Consider the following 19,061-nt stretch of genomic DNA (forward strand, 5'->3'; position numbering starts at 1 on the left):
TCGTAAGTTCTAGCCTTTCTTGCAACCTGATATAAACAATATGTTCAATTTCGTCCGCCGCACGGCCGCCATAACGCTGATGCTCGCTGGCGGCGCTTCCGCCGCCGCAACATCCGCGACACCCGCGCCACCGCACTCGCCGCAGCAATGGCGACAGGCGGCCATCGCCGACATCGAAGCCGCCTACCAGATCACGCTGGACAACCACCCGGGCACCCACGATCCCGCCAATCCCGCATTCCGCAACAATCTGGCCAAGGCGCGTTCGGCCGGCCTGGCGCTGGCGGCCCGGGTGCGCAACAGCGCCGGCTACCGGGCCGCGCTGCAGCGCTTCAATACCCAGATCCACGACGGCCACGCCGGCGTTGCCGTGGGCGCCATCGACCAGCTGCCGCTGCGTTGGCCAGGCTTTGTGGCGGCATGGCGCGGCGACGGCATGCTGGTCTACAAATCGGAGCCGGGCGGTCCGCCTGCCGGCGCGCGCATCGACAGCTGCGATGGGCTGAGCATGACTCAACTGGCCGAGCGCAATGTGTTCGCCTTTGAGCGCCGCATCGAAGAGCGGGGACACTGGTGGGTGTATGGCCGCGACGTCTTCATCGACAAGGGCAATCCCTTCATCAAGCTGCCGACGCGTTGCCGCTTCACGCTGAACGACAAGCAGACGGAGTTGCCCCTGGCCTGGCGCCCGCTCACCGAGCAAGCCACGGCCTGGCGCAATGTCAACTACAACGGTCCGACGCTGCCGGTCGGCCTGACCGAGCCGCGCGCAAAGCTGTACTGGGTATCGATGCCGACCTTCCAGCCCGACGAGCGGCAGCGCGAAGCCTATCGGGCGATGACGGCCGAGGTGCGCGACCATCGGCAGCGCTATCTGGACGCGGATGCGGTGGTGATCGATCTGCGCGACAACCAGGGCGGCTCGTCGGCGTGGAGCCTGGAATTTGCGCAGGCCTTGTGGGGCGCTGGCCGGGTGTCCCGCAGCATCAACGCGCGCTCGGCGCAGGAACATGTGTGGTGGCGCACCTCGCCCGCCAATATCGCCTATGTGGCGGAGCTGGTCGGTCTGTTGCGGCAAGAGAAGCAGGAGAGCGTCGCGCTTGAAATCGGCCTCATTGCCGAGGGTATGCAGACCGCATTGGCGCGTGGCGAAAAGTTCTATGTCGAGCAGGACTCCGCAGCTGAGAGCGGGCAGGATGGCGGCGCCGGCAAGCCGCCCGACGATCCGCCTGCCTTCACCGCGCCGGTATATGTGGTGGTGCCCGGCCAGTGCGCCAGCGCCTGCCTTGACGCGCTGGACTACTTCACCATGTTCCCGAATACGAAATTGATCGGCGCGCCCAGCGCCGCCGATTCGACCTACATGGAAGTGCGCGTGCAGGACCTCGCTTCGGGGCTGGCCAAGGTCATCATCCCGAACAAGGTGTACGTGGGGCGCGCGCGTGCGGCGGGACAATTCTACTCACCGGCGATCTATGTCAATGACGTCGAGTGGTCGCCGCCCGTCTTCCTCAAGGCGATCGAGGCCGACCTGGCCGGGCGCTGAGCTTCAGCGGCCGTGGTGCTGGACCATGCGGTTCAGCGCCACGCGGATCGCCGGCACCAGTTCGCTGGCGGTCAGGCCGATCGGACCGCTGCCTTCGGTGACCAGCACGTCGGCCGCCATGCCGTGCAGCCAGACCCCGGCCAGCGCGGCCTCCCACAAAGGCCAGCCTTGCGCCAGCAGGCTGCCGCACAGACCGGACAGCACGTCGCCGGTACCGGCGCTGGCCAGCGCCGGATTGCCGGTGGTGTTGATGACGGCGTCGCCGTTCGGCGCCGCGATCACCGTGCCGGAACCCTTCAGCACCACATTGGCGTTCAGCTTGGCCGCCAGCTTGCGGGCCGCACCCACGCGGTCCGATTGCACCTCGGCGATGGTGGCGCCCAGCAGGCGCGCCGCCTCCAGCGGATGCGGGGTCAGCACGCAGCCGCCGGGCCGCTGCGCCAGCGCCGCCTGCAAGGCCGGTTCCGCCGCCAGCAGGTTGAGGGCGTCGGCATCGGCCAGCAGCGCGCTGTCGCTGGCGATGGCGCGCGCCAGCAGGGCCGAGGCCAGGCGCGAGGCGCCCAGGCCGGGGCCGATCACCAGCGTCGATGAGCGCATGTCGAAATCGTCGGCGAGCCGGCACATCAGTTCCGGCTGGCCGCTGTCACATGGCAGCGGGTCTTCCACGAACAGCGCGTAGACGCGGCCGGCGCCGCTGTTCAAGGCGGTGCGCGCTGCCAGCAGCGGCGCGCCGCTCATGCCGCGCGCACCGCCGATCACCGCCACGTTGCCGTAGCTGCCCTTGTGCGAGTTGTGCACCCGCGAGCGCAAATGGCGCGAGAAGAATTTGACGTCGTTCAGGTGCAGCCGCGCCGGCGCGAAGTGGCCGATGTCGATGTCCAGGCGCGCCACATCCACCAGGCCGGCGTAGTCGCGGCCGTCGCAGGTGTGCAGGCCCGGCTTGTTGCCGATGAAGGTGGCGGTGTGGGTGGCGTGGATCGCCACGCCGTCCGGGCCGACGATGGCGCCGGTGTCGGCATCGAGGCCGCTGGGCAGGTCCAGCGCCAGTACCGAGCATGTGAGGCCGTTGACCGCCAGCGCCAGCTCGCGCAGCGCGCCGGCCAGCGGGCGTTGCAGGCCGAGGCCGAACAAGCCGTCGACCACCAGCGTCCAGTCGGTGCCGGCCACTTCCGCCAGATCAAGCTCGGCAAAGCGGGCGTCGCTGGTTTGGGCGCGCTGCAAGGCCACCGCGCGTTCGGTGGAGGATATCGACTGCGGCGGGAAATGCAGGATGCTCACCTGGGCGCCGGCATAGGCCAGGTGGGCCGCCGTTTCCAGCGCGTCGCCGCCGTTGTTGCCGGGGCCGGCTAGCACGAGCACCCTGGCCTTGGCGGTGGAGAACGGCAGCAGATCCAGCGCGGCGTTGGCGCCGGCCTGGCCGGCCCGCTGCATCAGTACACCGTCCGGCAGCGCGGCGGCGGCCGCTTCTTCGATGGCGCGTATCTCCGCGCAGGAGTAGAGTGGGTTCATGGTGCAATTTTAGCATCTAATTTATGTTGTAAGGCCGCTGTCCGGTGCGCGGCCGAGCCACTACAATATACGCTTCAGTCATCGTAACGAGGCATGCATGGATTGGCAATTCTGGATAGACCGGGGTGGTACGTTTACCGACATCGTGGCGCGCCCGCCCGACGGTCGCCTGCGCACGCTCAAGCTGCTGTCCGAGAATCCCGAGCAGTACGCCGATGCGGCCATCGCCGGCATCCGCCAGATGATGGGCGTGGCCAAGGGCAAGCCGATACCGGTGGCGCAGATCGGCGCGGTCAAGATGGGCACCACGGTCGCCACCAACGCGCTGCTGGAGCGCCAAGGCGAGCCGACCGCGCTGGCCATCACGCGCGGCTTCCGCGACGCGCTGCGCATCGCCTACCAGAACCGGCCGCGCCTGTTCGACCGCCACATCCTGCTGCCCGAGCTGCTGTACAGCCACGTGATTGAAATCGACGAACGCATGGGCGCGCATGGCGACACCGTCGCCGTGCTCGACATGGAAACCGCGCGCGCCGGCCTGGCGGCGGCTTACGACATGGGCCTGCGTTCGCTGGCCATCGTCTTCATGCACGGCTACCGCTATCACGCGCACGAGGTCAAGGTGGCCGAGATGGCGCGCATGATGGGCTTTACCCAGGTGTCGGTATCGCACGAGGTCAGCCCGATGATGAAGCTGGTCGCGCGCGGCGACACCACGGTGGTCGACGCCTATCTGTCGCCGATCCTGCGCCGCTATGTCGACCAGGTGGCCAAGGAGATGCCGGGCGTGAACCTGCAGTTCATGCAGTCCAGCGGCGGCCTGACCGACGCGCGCGCCTTCCACGGCAAGGACAGCATCCTGAGCGGCCCGGCCGGCGGCATCGTCGGCATGGTCCGCGCCAGCAAGTTGGCCGGCTTCGACAAGGTGATCGGCTTCGACATGGGCGGCACCTCGACCGACGTCTCGCATTTCTCCGGCGAGTTTGAGCGCGTGTTCGAAACCCAGGTGGCCGGTGTGCGCATGCGCGCGCCGATGATGAGCATCCACACGGTGGCGGCGGGCGGCGGCTCCATCCTGCATTTCGACGGCAGCCGCTATCGCGTCGGTCCGGACAGCGCGGGCGCCAATCCGGGGCCGGCCAGCTACCGGCGCGGCGGCCCGTTGGCGGTCACCGACTGCAACGTCATGCTGGGCAAGATCCAGCCCAATCACTTCCCGCAGCTGTTTGGCGCCGAAGGCCGGCAGGCGCTCGACGCCCACGCCGTGCGCGCCAAATTCGCCGAACTGGCGGCGCGGATCAAGGCCGCCACCGGCAAGGAGACCACGCCCGAGCAGGTGGCCGAGGGCTACATTGAAATCGCCGTCGGCAACATGGCCAACGCGATCAAGCAGATCTCGGTGCAGCGCGGGCACGACGTCACCGAATACACGCTGACCAGCTTTGGCGGCGCGGGCGGCCAGCATGCCTGCCTGGTGGCCGATGCGCTGGGCATGACGACGGTGTTCGTGCATTCGCTGGCCGGCGTGATGTCGGCCTACGGCATGGGCCTGGCCGACCAGACCGCGATGCGCGAAGCAGCAGTGGAAAAGCGCCTGAACGTGGAAGGCTTGGTGGAACTCGAGGCGCGCCTGCACGCGCTGGGCCGCCAGGCGCGCGCCGACCTGCAGCACCAGGGCGTGGAGGACGAACGCATCGTGCTGATACGCCGCGTGCACCTGCGCTACGAGGGCACCGATTCCGCGCTGATCGTGTTGTTCGATACCGCCGACAGCATGAAGGAGCAGTTCGAGGCGGCCTACCGCAAGCGCTATTCCTTCCTGATGCCGACCAAGGCACTGATCGTGGAGGCGGTGTCGGTGGAGGCGATCGGCAAGTCCGACGCGCCGGCGGAATCGGTGGAGCCGGCGCCGCGCCGCGTGTCCGGCCTGATGCCGCACGCGGTGGTGCCGATGTACGCCGACGGCAAGTGGCGCCAGACCAGCCTGTATCAGCGGGGCGCCACGCGCATCGGCGACATCGTCAAGGGTCCGGCCATCATCGCCGAGGCGAATGCGACCACCATCGTCGAACCCGGCTGGCAGGCGGAGGTGACGCTGCACGACCACCTGGTGCTCAGGCGCGTGGTGGCGCTGCCTGAGCGTCGCGCCATCGGCACCAACGCCGACCCGGTGATGCTGGAGATCTTCAACAACCTGTTCATGTCGATCGCCGAGCAGATGGGACTGCGTCTGCAGAACACCGCGTACTCGGTCAATATCAAGGAGCGGCTGGACTTCAGCTGCGCGATATTTGACGCCGACGGCAACCTGATCGCCAACGCGCCGCACATGCCGGTGCATCTGGGCTCCATGGGCGAGAGCATCAAGACCGTGATGCGCGAGAACGCCGGCCAGATGCGCGCCGGCGACGTCTTCATGCTCAACGACCCGTACAACGGCGGCACCCATCTGCCGGATGTGACGGTGATCTCGCCGGTGTTCGACGAGGCGGGCGCGGACATCCTGTTCTACGTCGGCTCGCGCGGCCATCATGCGGACATCGGCGGCACAACGCCGGGCTCGATGCCGCCGGATTCGCGCGTGATCGAGGAAGAGGGCGTGTTGATCAATAACTTCAAGTTGGTCGATGGCGCCGCCGGCGGCCAGCTGCGCGAAGCCGAGACGCGCGCCATGCTGACCGGGGCGCGCTACCCGGCGCGCAATCCGGACCAGAACATGGCGGACCTGCGGGCGCAGGTGGCGGCCAACCAGAAGGGCGTGGACGAGCTGCGCAAGATGGTGGCGCACTTCGGCCTGGAGGTGGTGCAAGCCTACATGGGCCACGTGCAGGACAACGCCGAGGAAGCGGTGCGGCGCGTGATCAGCGCGCTGAAGGACGGCAGCTACACGCTGCAACTGGATAACGGCGCGCAGATCCAGGTGGCGGTGCGGGTCGACCACGCCGGGCGCAGCGCGGAGATCGATTTCACCGGCACTTCGCCACAGCTGGAGAACAACTTCAACGCGCCGTCGGCCGTCTGCATGGCGGCGGTGCTGTACGTGTTCCGCACGCTGGTGGACGACGAGATTCCTCTCAACGCGGGCTGCCTGAAGCCGCTGAAGGTGCTGATACCGCCTGGCTCCATGCTCAATCCGTGCTATCCGGCATCGGTAGTGTCGGGGAACGTGGAGACGTCGACCTGCATCACCAATGCGCTGTATGGCGCGCTGGGCGTGATGGCTGCGGCGCAGGGCACGATGAACAACTTCACCTTTGGTAATGCGCAGTACCAGTACTACGAAACCATCAGCGGCGGCTCCGGCGCTGGTCCTGGCTTCGACGGCACCAGCGTGGTGCAGACCAATATGACCAACTCGCGCCTGACCGATCCCGAGATCCTGGAGTTCCGCTTCCCGGTGCGACTGGAAAGCTACGCGATCCGCGAAGGCAGCGGTGGGGCGGGGCAGTGGCATGGCGGGAACGGCGGCACGCGCAAGGTGCGCTTCCTCGAAGCGATGACGGCGGCCATCCTGTCCAACAACCGCATCCATGCGCCGTTCGGCATGGCCGGCGGTGAGCCGGGCGCCCTGGGGCGCAACACCGTGCTGCGCGCGGACGGCAGCGTCGAGCAGCTGGCGCATATCGGCAAGACCGACATGCAGCCCGGCGACCTGTTCATCATCGAAACGCCGGGCGGCGGCGGCTATGGACCGGTTGGCGGCGAGGGTGGGCAATGAGGCCGCTGCCAGCCGGTAGCTTCCTGCTGCGCCCCTTCATCGCCGCCGACGCGCCGGCCTTCGCTGCTGGTGTGCGCGAATCGATGGCGAGTGTCGGCCTGTGGATGTCCTGGGCGCATGCCGAGTACACCGAAGAGCAGGCGCTGTCGTGGTTTGAATGGTGCGACGCCAGCCGCGCCGACGGCAGTGCCCACGAATTCGGCATCTTCCTGGCGGACGGCCAGACCCTGATCGGCGGCGGCGGCTTGAACCAGCTGAATGCCTTGCACGGGTTCTGCAACCTGGGCTACTGGGTACGCGAATCGGCACAGCGGCAGGGCGCCGCGGTGGCTACGGCGTCGGCGCTTGCGGCCTACGCCTTCGGGCAGCTGCAACTATCGCGGGTGGAGATCGTGGTCGCCGCGGGCAACGAACCCAGCCTGGCGGTGGCACGCAAGGCCGGCGCCACGCACGAATGCCTGGCCCGCAACCGGCTCAGGCTGCGCGAGCGCAGCGTTGACGCCCATGTCTTTTCCTTGATACCCGACTGACGAAGCGCCTGTCGATACCATCGGCATCACAAAACAGTACCAGCGATTCCCGGCTTGTCCAGCACAAGCCGGCGGCGTACAGTTTTGGTTCGATGAACAGATGGAAGGGAGGACCCAGTGCGCATGCTATTCAAGCTCCTGCGTGGACGCAGTTCGGCACACCGTGCGATCTGGTCGGCCTTTCTGCTGTGTGCCATGTATTTTGTGACGTGGTACCTGATCTCGCACCTGTCGAATTTCCCCGGCTCACTGATTTTGTAACTACGCCGTGGTGGCGATACCGTATTTGCGCTGGGTGTGCGAATACTGGGCCTGCAGCGCCTCCAGCGAAGGATGGGCAGGGTCGATCTTGCGCATGCGCTCCAGCAAGAAGGAGCATTGTTCGGCCAGCGGCACTTCCCAACCCAGATCGTCCAGCTGCTTGAGTATCGCCGACGTCGCCGCCGGCAGCAGCGCCATATTGGCCGGCGCCTTGCGCAGGGCCGCGCTGAGCGTATCGACCGCCGCCCGCAGGTCGCCCTGGCTGCGTTGTTCGGACGCGTGGGCGATCAGTTCCTCCACCTGATGCTTGATCTGCTCACCCATGCCTTCGGCCAGGTCGTGGCGGCCGGCTTTTTCAAACACCTGCACCGCGTCGTCCATCGAGACGCCGCTTTCGGTATCGTTCATCAGGTTCAGCATCAGCTCGGACGCCTGCTGGTCCAGCTTGACGTTCAGGCAGCTGTGCACCAGGCCGATTTTCAGGCCGGTCGACAGGCCGCGACTGGCGCCGATGGCGGTGACAGCGTTGGTCAGCTCGGTCGCCGCGCCGGTGATGTTGCCCGTCATTTCCTGCAACAGGCCGGCGGCGATCGCGCGGCAGGCCTCGACGTTGGCGCTGCCGCGCAATGAGCGTTCCATGTCGCGGATCACGCCGCTGGCCTGGTTGGCGTCGCCTTTCTTGACCAGGGTCTTGACCAGTTTGACGTGGTCTTCCGGATCGCGGAATTCGGAATACTTGGCCTTGGCCACCACCTGCTTGAACGCCTTCTCGGCGACGCCGACATCGCCCGTCTCGAACGCCACCTCGCCCAGGTGCCGCAGGCGCCGCACCATGTTGGGGGAGATCGCCACCGCGTCTTCCAGTATCTTTTTGGCCGCTTCCTGCTGGCCCAGCGCCTCGTGGGTGCGTGCCAGCAGATCGTAGGCCGCCATGAACTTGGGGTTCTGGATCAGCAACTCCTGCAAGGTTTCCTGCGCCTCGATGAACTTCTGTTGGCCGAACTGGCAGCGCGCCATGCCCAGATGCGCCCAGGCGATGGGGCGGTTCATCAGGATGACCTGGTACACCACCTCGGCGTCGGCCAGTTCCTCCAGCGACACCAGCAGCTCGGCGCGCAGCCGCGCGAACTCGATGGCGTAGCGGGGATTCTTTTCTTCCGCAATGCCGCACTCGCCGATGGCCTTGCGGATATTGCCCAGCTCGACCAGCTGGTGCACCGGCAGGAACACGTCGCGCCGTTCGACCGCCTTGCGCACGCGTTGCATCAGCGCGTCCACGGTGAAAGGTTTGAGGACGTAGTCGGTCGGGGTCAGCTCGGCCGCGCCGATCACTTTGCTGTAGACGCCCTCGGAAGTGAGCATGACGAAAATCGTCGATGCCGAGATCAGCTTGTGGTGGCGCAGGTCCTCCAGCAGCTGCTGGCCGTCCTGGCCGTTGTTTTCGCCGCTGCCGTTGCCCAGGTCGTACTCGCACAGGATGATGTCGAACGGTTTCTTGCCCAGCTGGCGGATGGCCGTGCCTGAGCTGACCGCGTAATCGATCTTGGTGATGCCGGACTGGTTAAGCATGTTGTGCAGGTTGCCGCGCATTCCCGGATTGGGGTCCACGATCAGCACTGACAATTCACTATATTCCGCCATGTTACGCATCCAAGCTAAAGTTAAATCTAGCATACTCCATGGCAAGTCAAAATGTGATGAAAACCGGGTGGTTTGCCCTGGACTAGGGCATATTCCCCCTCAAAAGGGCTCCAAATGTTGCTTCAACGGCACTTTTTGGTCCGAATTGGCGCTGTATAGACAGCGTGGTAAGAGGTATAATGCGCGCAAAGGAAATTCTGCATTACAAGTATCTCGTGCTCCATCTACCTTTAATCCGCAGCCACGCTGCATCAACCATCCTCCAACCATGTTGATTCTGCCGGGCTCCAACGCCCTGTCCGCATTCCGTAGCCAACGCCTGTTAACTCAACTGCAAGCCGCGCTGCCTGCCGTCGCCGCCGTCCAGGCGCGCTATGTCCACTTCATCGATGCCGCCGAACCGCTGTCGGCCGACGACACCAGCCGCCTCGGCGCGCTGCTGACCTATGGTGAGCCGGCGCATGCCGACAACACCGATGGCGCCGTCGAAGAGTTCTTCGTCATTCCGCGCTTCGGCACGATCTCGCCGTGGGCCTCCAAGGCCACCGACATCGTCCACAACTGCGGCATGGCGCACATCAAACGCGTCGAACGCGGCATCGCCTTCCGCATCAACCTGAAGACCGGCATCCTGGGCAGCAGCATCGGCGCCGCCAAGAAGCTGTCCGACGCAGAAGTGCAGGCCGTGGCAGCGCTGCTGCACGACCGCATGACGGAATCGGTGCTGCGCCATCCCGACGAAGCGGCCGGCCTGTTCCGCACGCTGGAAGCGAAGCCGCTGGAATCGGTCGACGTGATCGGCATGGGCAAGGCCGCGCTGGAGAAGGCCAACACGGACCTGGGCCTGGCGATGTCGGACGACGAGATCGACTACCTGGACGCCGCCTTCACCAAGGCCGGCCGCAATCCGACCGACGTTGAGCTGATGATGTTCGCGCAGGCGAACTCGGAGCACTGCCGCCACAAGATCTTCAACGCCGACTGGACCATCGACGGCGTCGCGCAACCGAAGTCGCTGTTCGGCATGATCAAGAACACGCACCAGTTGCAGCCGAAAGGCACCATCGTCGCCTACAGCGACAACTCGTCGATCATGGAAGGCGCGGAAGTGATGCGCTTCTTCCCGCAGGGCGAAGCGCAGCAATACGCGCCGATGACCGAATTGACCCACACGCTGATGAAAGTGGAAACCCACAATCACCCGACCGCGATTTCCCCATTCCCTGGCGCCTCCACCGGCGCCGGCGGCGAGATCCGCGATGAAGGGGCGACCGGCCGTGGCGCCAAGCCCAAGGCAGGCCTGACCGGCTTCACGGTGTCGAACCTGATGCTGCCGGGCGCCGTTCAAGCCTGGGAAAACGACGCCGACGTCACCGCGCCTGCGGCCGACTACCGCAACAGCGGTAAAGCCTACGGCAAGCCGGACCGCATCGCCTCGGCCTTGCAGATCATGATTGAAGGCCCGCTGGGCGGCGCCGCGTTCAGCAATGAATTCGGCCGTCCGGTACTGGGCGGTTACTTCCGTACTTACGAACAGAATATCGGCAAGCAGTTCGCCGGCGCGCACGACACCGTGTTCGGCTACCACAAGCCGATCATGATCGCCGGCGGCATCGGCAACATCTCCGGCCAGCACACGCACAAGAACGACATCCCGGTCGGCAGCCTGCTGGTGCAGCTGGGCGGTCCTGGCATGCGCATCGGCATGGGCGGCTCGGCCGCTTCGTCGATGGCCACCGGCACCAACACCGCGGACCTGGACTTCGACTCGGTCCAGCGCGGCAACCCAGAGATGGAGCGCCGTGCGCAGGAAGTGATCAACGGTTGCTGGCAGCTCGGCGCCAACAATCCGATCATCTCGATCCACGACGTCGGCGCCGGCGGTTTGTCGAACGCCTTCCCGGAGATCACCAACGACGCCAAGCGCGGCGCGATCTTCGACCTGCGCAAGATCCCGCTGGAAGAAAGCGGCATGGCGCCGAAGGAAATCTGGTCCAACGAATCGCAAGAACGTTACGTGCTGGCGATCGCGCCGGACAGCCTGCCGATGTTCAAGGCGCTGTGCGAGCGCGAGCGCTGTCTGTTCGCCGTGGTCGGGGCCGCGACCGAGGAACGTCAACTGAAGCTGATCGATCCGGAGCTGGGCAACGAGCCGGTCGACATGCCGATGGATGTCCTGCTGGGCAAACCACCGAAGATGCTGCGCGATGTGCATCACGTGCAAAACGAATTCCCCGCCATCGACCTGACCGGTATCGACCTGGAAGAAGCGGCCAAGCGCGTGCTGCTGCTGCCTACCGTTGGCGACAAGTCCTTCCTGATCACCATCGGCGACCGCAGCGTGGGCGGCATGTCCGTGCGCGACCAGATGGTCGGTCCTTGGCAGGTGCCGGTGGCCGATTGCGCCGTCACCGCGATGAGCTTCGAAGGCTACCTGGGTGAAGCGATGGCGATGGGCGAGCGTACCCCGCTGGCCGTCATCAACGCCGCGGCGTCGGGCCGCATGGCGGTCGCCGAGGCGATCACCAACATCGCCGCCGCGCCGATCAAGGATATCTCCGACATCAAGCTGTCCGCCAACTGGATGGCCGCCTGCGGCCAGCCTGGCCAGGACGCGGCCCTGTTCGACACCGTCAAGGCAGTCGGCATGGAACTGTGCCCGGCGCTGGGCATCAGCATCCCGGTCGGCAAGGATTCGCTGTCGATGCGCACCACCTGGAAGGACGAGGGCGATGCCAAGGCTGTCACGTCGCCGGTGTCGCTGATCGTCTCGGCCTTCGCGCCTGTGCACGATGTGCGCAAATCGCTGACGCCACAGATCAAGACCGATGCGGGCGACACCTCCATCATCCTGATCGATCTGGGTCGCGGCAAGAACCGCATGGGCGCGTCGGCGCTGTCGCTGGTCATGGGGCAGCTGGGCAACGAGACGCCGGATGTGGATAGCGCGGAAGACCTGAAGGCCTTCTTCACCGCCATCCAGCAACTGAACAACGACGGCAAGCTGCTGGCTTACCACGACCGTTCCGACGGCGGCCTATATGGCACGCTGACCGAGATGGCCTTTGCCGGCCGCGCAGGCCTGTCGATCAATCTCGACATCCTGACCTTGGAGCAGGGCCACGGCGCCGACCAGGGCGACGCGAAGAACTGGGCCGGCCAGATCGCCGAACGCCGCAACGAGCAAACCCTGCGCGCGCTGTTCTCCGAAGAGCTGGGCGCGGTGATCCAGGTTCGCGCGGAAGAGAAGTCGCTGGTGATGGACGTGCTGCGCACCTTCAACCTGGGCGCATGCAGCCATATCATCGGCAAGCCGAACGACCGTGGCGTGATCGAATTCACCCGCGACGCCAAGATCATCTACACCAAGCAGCGCTCGGAACTGCACCGCCTGTGGAGCGAGACCAGCTGGCGTATCGCCCGCCTGCGCGACAATCCGGCCTGCGCCGACGCCGAATACGATCGCATCCTGGACGTCACCGATCCTGGCATCACGCCGAAGATCAGCTTCGACCTGGCCGAGAATGTGGCCGCGCCGTTCCTGGCGACCGGCGTGCGTCCGCGCGTTGCGATCCTGCGCGAGCAGGGCGTCAACTCGCACATCGAGACCGCTTACGTGATGCACCAGGCGGGCTTCAACGCCGTCGACGTGCACATGAGCGACCTGATTGCCGGCCGCGTCAAGCTGGATGACTTCCAGGGCATCATCGCCGTCGGCGGCTTCTCGTACGGCGACGTGCTGGGCGCCGGCGAAGGCTGGGCCAAGACCATTCTGTTCAACGCCGCGCTGGCCGAGCAGTTCGCCCGCTTCTTCGCGCGCACCGACAGCTTCGGCCTGGGTGTCTGCAACGGCTGCCAGATGATGAGCAACCTGAAATCCATCATCCCGGGCGCGCATGCGTGGCCCAAGTTCACCACCAACAAGTCGGAGAAATTCGAAGCCCGCTTTGCGATGGTGGAAGTGCTGGACTCACCGTCGATCTTCTTCAACGGCATGGCCGGCACGCAGACCGCCATCGCCATCGCCCACGGCGAAGGCTATGCGGACTTCACGCAGACCGGCAACATCAACCAAGCCATGGCAGCGATGCGCTTCGTCGACAACCGCGGCGCGGCCACCGAAGCCTATCCGTACAACCCGAACGGTTCGCCGCAAGGCCTGACCTCGGTGACCACGGCCGACGGCCGCTTCACCGTGATGATGCCGCACGCCGAGCGCGTGTTCCGCTCGGTGCAGCAGTCGTGGCATCCGGAATCGTGGGGCGAGGATTCGCCTTGGATGCGGATGTTCCGCAATGCCCGCAAGTTTGTCGGGTAAGCGAGATAAGCAGAAAGGCCGGAGCGATCCGGCCTTTTTTTATCCTGCCGTACTATCAAGCGGTAAATATCGCTTCAATTGTCGTTTCAAAAATCCTGGCAATCGCCAAGGCAAGAGGCAGAGGTGATGCCGGATGTTTATGGCTTAAATAAGATGCTTATTCGCCTCGCGATAACTTAGCGCCGAAAGACGCTGTTTTTCGTTAAGTGTGAATGCGCGAACCGCATCCGGATTGAATCGCGCATAGTCCCGTAACGCCCAGCCTAAAGCCTTTTGTATAAAGAATTCTTTCTCGTGCGCCAGCGCCAGGGAGTAAGCGAAAAGCCGATCTATATCCACTTTGTCGCGCCATCCAAGTTGGTGCAATAGGGCGACACGACGCACCCACATATTCTCGCTGGATAAAGCCCGATCCATGCCGTCGTGGCGGTAGTGCAAGACATCGCTAATTACCGAAGCCAGCGCGTCAACCGTATCCCACCATGATTTACTCTGCACCAATTCGAGTAGCGGGGGTATGTGCGCAAGTTCCAATTGCTTGTTATGCATGGCAAGCAGGTCGACCGCCACGTATTGATATTCTCTTTGCGGTAGCTTCCATAATTCGTGGGCGTAATGGAGGATGTTATCCGCGCCAGTGCCTTTTAATTGCTGTAGCAAAGTCCGGGCGGCCAGCCGGCGCTGCGGCGTAGCGACGCCCAAGAAGTCAAACTGGCCGCGCATGTAGGCGCGCATGGCTGGCGCGCGGCCGGGTGTGGCGGCGCAGGTGAGGGCGAAGTCGAGGGCTGAGCGGAATTCCGGATTCATCAGGGGATCGCAGGCTGGTTCGGATCAGCGACAGTATAGATGATTTCGCTGCCAGCCCCGCACTCAAGCCAGTATTTGGCGCGTTCCAGCCAGATTCTGGCTTTAAAGCACGGCGCCCTCACAAATAAAAAAGCGCCTCATTGAGACGCTTTTTAGTCAAACGAGGAACCAGATTACTGGATCTTGGCTTTCTTGGTCAGCTCATCGCGGAAGGCGGCGATTTTACGCTGTTGCAGCGCTTCTGATACCTGGCCTTTGACTTCTTCCAACGTAGGCAATTTGGTGGCGCGGGATTCTTCCAGTTTGATGACGTGGAAGCCGAACTCGGTTTTAACCGGGGTCTGGGTAATCTCGCCGTTTTTCAAAGCAATCATCGCATCGGCGAAAGGCTTGACCAGTTTGCCTGGAGCCATCCAGCCCAGATCGCCACCGTTATTGGCCGAACCGTCTTTCGAGACTTTAGCCAATTCTTCGAATTTACCGCCGGCCTTCAGCTTGGCGATAATATCCTTGGCTTCCTGTTCGGTCGCTACCAGGATATGACGCGAATGGTATTCTTTCTCGCCCATTGCCGCTTTGTACTTGTCGTACTCGGCTTTGATCTCGGTGTCTTTAACCGGATTCTTTTTAACGTAATCGGCCAGCATCGCATTGATGATAATGCTTTGACGGGCGTTTTCAATGGCCGCCTTGACTTCAGCCTTGGTGCCGAAACCTTGTTTATCCGCTTCCTGGATCATTACTTCGCGGCCGATCAATTCTTTCTTGACCATTTCGCGCAGCTGCGGGCTATCAGGCTGCTGGCCTTGCGAGACCACTTGCTTGACCATTTGATCTACTTTGGCGGCTGGAATGGCCTTGCCATTCACGGTCGCGACGTTTTGCGCGTATGCCGGTGCTGCAACGGCAGCGATCAGTGCTAACAACAGGTGGGCTGGCTTCAACATCATTATTAAATCCTATAAAAAAACAAGAGATCGCACTCGGGCGGTGCATTGTACCAACGCAGAATTAAAAACGGCGCCCCGCAGGGCGCCGCCTTCATCTATAACATTACTGCACTTTTGCTTTCTTGACCAGTTCTTCCTGGTAGGCTTGCAATTTCTTCTGGGCCAGTGCTTCCGCAACTTGCGGCTTCACTTCTTCCAGGGTAGGCAGCTTGGCAGCGCGGATATCATCCACTTTGATCACGTGGAAGCCGTTCGGGGTTTGAACTGGCTTCTCGGTGACCTGGCCTTTTTGCAGGCCAACGAAAGCAGCCGAGAACGCTGGTGGGAAGGACGATGGTACTGCCCAATCCAGATCGCCGCCGTTAGCTGCGGAACCGGTGTCTTTCGATGCTTTTGCCAGCTCTTCAAACTTGGCGCCGCCCTTGATCTTGGCGATCACGTCGTTCGCTTCAGCTTCGGTTGCCATCATGATGTGACGGACGTGGTATTCCTTGTCGCCGTTCTGGGCCACGAAGCGGTCGTATTCGGCCTTGATGTCAGCGTCCGAAACCGGGTTCTTCTTCATGTAGTCGCCGACCAGTGCGTTGACGATGATGGCCTGGCGAGCGTTTTCGATTTGCGTCTTGACCGCTGCATCTTTACCGAAGCCTTGTTTTTCCGCTTCCTGCATCATCACTTCACGGCCGATCAGGTCTTTCTTGATCAGATCGCGCAGCTGTGGCGAATCAGGCTGCTGGCCTTGGGCGACCACTTGCTTGACCACTGCGTCCACGCGCGAGGTTGGGATGGCTTTGCCATTAACTACGGCAACGTTTTGTGCGAAAGCAGGTACGGCGGCAACGGCGAGAAGTGCAATCAGCAAACTGGCTGGCTTGAAAGTCATTATTAATTCCTGTAAGGGGAAAGTTTTAGCGAAATTGCCTGGGCAAGAGTTGGATCAGCTATCAGTCTTTGTGTTCAATTATTTTGAAACCGATGGCGACCGTTCCCAAACCAAGCGCTACATCATACTTCGGACGGAGCCAATGCGGTAATGGCCAATGCATGAATTTCTTTATGCATCATATCGTGCACGGAATCATACACGAGTCGATGTCTTGTGACGAGTTTGAGCCCCTCGAATTGTAACGAAACAATTCGAACGTTGTAATGCCCCCCACCCGAGGCGGCGCCGGCATGGCCGGCGTGCAGCGCCGAGTCGTCGTCCAGCGTCAGTTCCAGCGGCGCCAGGGCGGCCTGGAAGCGGCTGCGCATGCGCTCCATACGGGTATCGCTCATGCTTCATCCTTCATGTGGCGCGACAGATAGATGGTCTGGCCGATGATAAACACAAACATGATCGCGGTCGAACCAAACGCTTTAAAGTTGACCCACGAACTGGTGTCGCCTTTAAACAAGACGAAGGCGAGATACCAGTTCAGGAAGCCCATGGCGACAAAGAAGCTGATCCAGGCCAGGTTCAGGCGGCTCCAGATCAGGTCCGGCAATTGGATGATTTCCTCCATCGACTTGCGCATCAGATTCTTTTTAAAGACGAATTCGCTTATCAGCAGGCCGGACGCAAAGAACCAATAGACGATGCTCAGTTTCCATTTGATGAAATCTTCATCGTGCAGGTAAATGGTCAGGCCGCCGAAGAATACAAACATGGTCAGCGAGAACCACAGCAGGAAGTCGACCTTGCGGCCGCGCAGCTTAATGTAGGCAATCTGCGCCATAGTCGCCAGGATGCCGATCAGCGTGGCGATCACGATCGGCGCCTGGTCCGGCGTCACCGTGCCGCCGGAGACGATGCCGCTCAGATAGGTGTTGATGAAGTGCTGGGACGCGTCGGCGTTCCATCCCGCCAGCTTGTAGGAAGCGAAGAACAGCAGCACCGGTATCAGGTCGAACAGAAATTTCATGGTGTCTCAAACGTTATTGTGGGTCGAAGCGCAGCGAGGCCGAATTGATGCAATAACGCAATCCGGTTGGAGGCGGGCCGTCCGGGAACACATGGCCCAGATGGGCGTCACACACCGCGCAAATGATTTCGGTGCGCAGCATACCATGGGTGCGGTCGGTTTTTTCAATGACATTGGCGGGATCGAGCGCTTCAAAGTAGCTCGGCCAGCCGCAACCGGAATCGAATTTGGCGTCGGAGCGGAACAGTGGCGTATCGCAGCAAACGCAGGTGTAGGTCCCGTGCTCGTGGTGATCCCAGAACTTGCCGGTAAAAGCGCGCTCGGTGGCGGCATGCCGCGTGACTTGGTATTCCATAGGGTCCAGCATGGCGCGCCATTCGGCGTCGGATTTCGTTACTTTATTGCTCATGGCTTAGTACTCGCTTAAGAAGAACAGCTTACTTCAAGATGGCTGGCCCAGTCAGGGGGCAAGGCGGCGTATTGATCATGCTCAGGCTGTTCGTCGTATGGACGCTGCAAAACTGACAGCAAACGCTCCACTTCAGTAAAGTCCTTATTTTGTGCTTTTTCAATGGCAACTTGCGCCAGGTAGTTGCGCAGCACGTATTTAGGGTTGACCTGATCCATCGCAAGCTTGCGCGCAGCGTCTTCGCTGGCCTCGGCTTGCAGGCGGGCGCGGTACTGCATGGCCCAGGCGTCGAAGGCCGGGCGGTCGATGAACAGGTCGCGCAAGGGCTCGTCGCCGCTGGCGTCGGTCGACTTCAAGCCGCTCAAGCGGCGGAAGAAGAGGGTGAAATCGACGCTGTTCGCTTGCATCAGCGCGAACATGGCGTCAAATAGCGTGCGATCGGCTTCAGTGTGCTTTGCCAGCGAGGTCAAGCCCAGCTTGGCGTGCAGCAGTTCGTCCATCTGGGCGGCGAACTCCGGCTGATAGACGTCCAGCGCAGCCTGGGTTTCGTCCACGTCGCCAATCAGCGGCAGCAGCGCCTGGCCCAGTGCGTAGCAATTCCAGTGGCCCACCTGCGGCTGGTTGGCGTAGGAATAGCGGCCTTGCTGGTCGGTGTGGTTGCAGATATGGTCGGAATCGAAGGCTTCCATGAAGCCAAACGGGCCGTAGTCCAGGGTCAAGCCGAGGATGGACATGTTATCGGTGTTCATCACGCCGTGCATGAAGCCGACCGCTTGCCAATGGGCGATCATGTGCGCGGTGCGGAGCGTCACCTCGGCCAGGAACGCCTTGTAAGGATTTGCTTCCGTGCGCAACGCCGGATAAAAACGGTCGATGACGTAGTCGGCCAGCTGCTTGAGCTCGTCGTTCTTGTTGCGGTAGAACCAGTGTTCAAACGAGCCGAAACGCACGAAAGTAGGCGCCATGCGCACCACCACGGCCGAAGTTTCCACAGTTTCGCGCAAAACGCCCTGGTCCGAACCGGCCACCGACAGCGCGCGCGAGGTCGGGATGCCCAGGCCGTGCATCGCTTCCGAGCACAAGAACTCACGGATCGACGAGCGCAGCACGGCGCGGCCGTCGCCCATGCGCGAGTAGGGCGTCAGTCCGGCGCCTTTCCATTGCAGTTCCATCGGCCCTACACTGGTGGCGACGTCGCCGAACAACATGGCGCGGCCGTCGCCCAGCTGGCCGGCCCAGACGCCGAACTGGTGGCCGGAATACACGGCCGCCAGCGGCAGCGCGCGCTCGGGCGTGGCATTGCCAGCCAGGACGTCGAGGCTGTCGGCGACTTGCCCAGGCGTCAGCCCGACCAGCGCGGCGGCCGGCGCGCTGACGGCGACCAGATAAGGCGCCGGCAGCGGCGTCGGCATCAGGCGGGTGTAAAAAGCGGGCGGCAGGGACGCGAAGGAGTTGTCCAGCGGCAGTT

General features: G+C 63.0%; 13 protein-coding genes. 4 read left to right on the forward strand and 9 right to left on the reverse strand.

The features are described 5' to 3' along the window. Positions 1–40: 40 nt before the first annotated feature. Positions 41–1,546, forward strand: a complete 1,506-nt coding sequence (locus KVP70_RS25375; RefSeq protein ID WP_217945207.1) for a S41 family peptidase — start codon at positions 41–43, stop codon at positions 1,544–1,546. Positions 1,547–1,549: 3 nt separating this feature from the next. Here KVP70_RS25375 and KVP70_RS25380 read toward each other — a convergent pair whose 3' ends face one another. Then, positions 1,550–3,055 carry an NAD(P)H-hydrate dehydratase gene (locus tag KVP70_RS25380; RefSeq protein ID WP_217945208.1) on the reverse strand — a complete coding sequence of 502 codons (1,506 nt, stop codon included), beginning with the start codon at positions 3,053–3,055 and terminating at the stop codon, positions 1,550–1,552. Between the two features lie 97 nt (positions 3,056–3,152). On the opposite strand from KVP70_RS25380, the gene KVP70_RS25385 reads away from it, so the two are divergent. Then, on the forward strand, positions 3,153–6,773 hold the full coding sequence (locus KVP70_RS25385; protein ID WP_217945209.1) for a hydantoinase B/oxoprolinase family protein: 3,621 nt from the start codon (positions 3,153–3,155) through the stop codon (positions 6,771–6,773). Continuing rightward, positions 6,770–7,303 (forward strand): GNAT family N-acetyltransferase, encoded by a 534-nt coding sequence (locus KVP70_RS25390; RefSeq protein ID WP_217945210.1) that lies wholly within the window; start codon positions 6,770–6,772, stop codon positions 7,301–7,303. Before KVP70_RS25385 ends, KVP70_RS25390 begins: the two co-directional genes overlap by 4 nt. Positions 7,304–7,564: 261 nt before the next feature. Here KVP70_RS25390 and KVP70_RS25395 read toward each other — a convergent pair whose 3' ends face one another. Further along, complete coding sequence (locus KVP70_RS25395; RefSeq protein ID WP_217945211.1) at positions 7,565–9,205, reverse strand: tetratricopeptide repeat-containing response regulator; 1,641 nt, start codon at positions 9,203–9,205, stop codon at positions 7,565–7,567. A 268-nt stretch (positions 9,206–9,473) separates the two neighbouring features. Between KVP70_RS25395 and purL the strand changes: the two genes are divergently transcribed. After that, the gene (gene purL, locus KVP70_RS25400) at positions 9,474–13,523 is read left to right on the forward strand and encodes a phosphoribosylformylglycinamidine synthase (protein ID WP_217945212.1); all 4,050 of its coding nucleotides are present in this window, start codon (positions 9,474–9,476) and stop codon (positions 13,521–13,523) included. A gap of 144 nt (positions 13,524–13,667) precedes the next feature. On the opposite strand, the gene KVP70_RS25405 is transcribed toward purL, so the two are convergent. The 7 genes from KVP70_RS25405 to KVP70_RS25435 all read right to left on the reverse strand — a co-directional run bounded on the left by KVP70_RS25405 (position 13,668) and on the right by KVP70_RS25435 (position 19,005). Further along, positions 13,668–14,330, reverse strand: coding sequence for a DNA alkylation repair protein (locus tag KVP70_RS25405; RefSeq protein WP_217945213.1), 663 nt, complete (start codon positions 14,328–14,330; stop codon positions 13,668–13,670). Positions 14,331–14,503: 173 nt separating this feature from the next. Further along, positions 14,504–15,280, reverse strand: coding sequence for a peptidylprolyl isomerase (locus KVP70_RS25410; protein ID WP_217945214.1), 777 nt, complete (start codon positions 15,278–15,280; stop codon positions 14,504–14,506). Positions 15,281–15,383: 103 nt separating this feature from the next. Further along, positions 15,384–16,163 carry a peptidylprolyl isomerase gene (locus tag KVP70_RS25415; RefSeq protein ID WP_217945215.1) on the reverse strand — a complete coding sequence of 260 codons (780 nt, stop codon included), beginning with the start codon at positions 16,161–16,163 and terminating at the stop codon, positions 15,384–15,386. 122 nt (positions 16,164–16,285) lie between these two features. Further along, positions 16,286–16,558 (reverse strand): BolA family protein, encoded by a 273-nt coding sequence (locus KVP70_RS25420; protein ID WP_217945216.1) that lies wholly within the window; start codon positions 16,556–16,558, stop codon positions 16,286–16,288. After that, entirely contained in the window at positions 16,555–17,184 is a 630-nt protein-coding gene (locus KVP70_RS25425; RefSeq protein ID WP_020703278.1) for a septation protein A, read from the reverse strand. Before KVP70_RS25425 ends, KVP70_RS25420 begins: the two co-directional genes overlap by 4 nt. 13 nt (positions 17,185–17,197) lie before the next feature. Continuing rightward, positions 17,198–17,593 (reverse strand): peptide-methionine (R)-S-oxide reductase MsrB, encoded by a 396-nt coding sequence (msrB, locus tag KVP70_RS25430; RefSeq protein ID WP_217945217.1) that lies wholly within the window; start codon positions 17,591–17,593, stop codon positions 17,198–17,200. Positions 17,594–17,607: 14 nt separating this feature from the next. Further along, positions 17,608–19,005 (reverse strand): protein adenylyltransferase SelO, encoded by a 1,398-nt coding sequence (locus KVP70_RS25435; protein WP_416053844.1) that lies wholly within the window; start codon positions 19,003–19,005, stop codon positions 17,608–17,610. Positions 19,006–19,061 lie beyond the last annotated feature (56 nt).

Source organism: Duganella violaceipulchra (assembly GCF_019166075.1).
Lineage (GTDB): Bacteria > Pseudomonadota > Gammaproteobacteria > Burkholderiales > Burkholderiaceae_D > Rugamonas > Rugamonas violaceipulchra.

Excerpts from the sequence above, each read along its gene's own strand:
- KVP70_RS25405 (WP_217945213.1), bottom strand. The coding sequence starts at position 14,330 with ATGAATCCGGAATTCCGCTCAGCCCTCGACTTCGCCCTCACCTGCGCC.
- KVP70_RS25410 (WP_217945214.1), bottom strand. The coding sequence starts at position 15,280 with ATGATGTTGAAGCCAGCCCACCTGTTGTTAGCACTGATCGCTGCCGTT.
- KVP70_RS25415 (WP_217945215.1), bottom strand. The coding sequence starts at position 16,163 with ATGACTTTCAAGCCAGCCAGTTTGCTGATTGCACTTCTCGCCGTTGCC.
- purL (WP_217945212.1), top strand. The coding sequence starts at position 9,474 with ATGTTGATTCTGCCGGGCTCCAACGCCCTGTCCGCATTCCGTAGCCAA.
- KVP70_RS25385 (WP_217945209.1), top strand. The coding sequence starts at position 3,153 with ATGGATTGGCAATTCTGGATAGACCGGGGTGGTACGTTTACCGACATC.
- KVP70_RS25380 (WP_217945208.1), bottom strand. The coding sequence starts at position 3,055 with ATGAACCCACTCTACTCCTGCGCGGAGATACGCGCCATCGAAGAAGCG.
- KVP70_RS25375 (WP_217945207.1), top strand. The coding sequence starts at position 41 with ATGTTCAATTTCGTCCGCCGCACGGCCGCCATAACGCTGATGCTCGCT.
- KVP70_RS25390 (WP_217945210.1), top strand. The coding sequence starts at position 6,770 with ATGAGGCCGCTGCCAGCCGGTAGCTTCCTGCTGCGCCCCTTCATCGCC.
- KVP70_RS25425 (WP_020703278.1), bottom strand. The coding sequence starts at position 17,184 with ATGAAATTTCTGTTCGACCTGATACCGGTGCTGCTGTTCTTCGCTTCC.
- KVP70_RS25420 (WP_217945216.1), bottom strand. The coding sequence starts at position 16,558 with ATGAGCGATACCCGTATGGAGCGCATGCGCAGCCGCTTCCAGGCCGCC.
- KVP70_RS25435 (WP_416053844.1), bottom strand. The coding sequence starts at position 19,005 with ATGCCGACGCCGCTGCCGGCGCCTTATCTGGTCGCCGTCAGCGCGCCG.
- KVP70_RS25395 (WP_217945211.1), bottom strand. The coding sequence starts at position 9,205 with ATGGCGGAATATAGTGAATTGTCAGTGCTGATCGTGGACCCCAATCCG.
- msrB (WP_217945217.1), bottom strand. The coding sequence starts at position 17,593 with ATGAGCAATAAAGTAACGAAATCCGACGCCGAATGGCGCGCCATGCTG.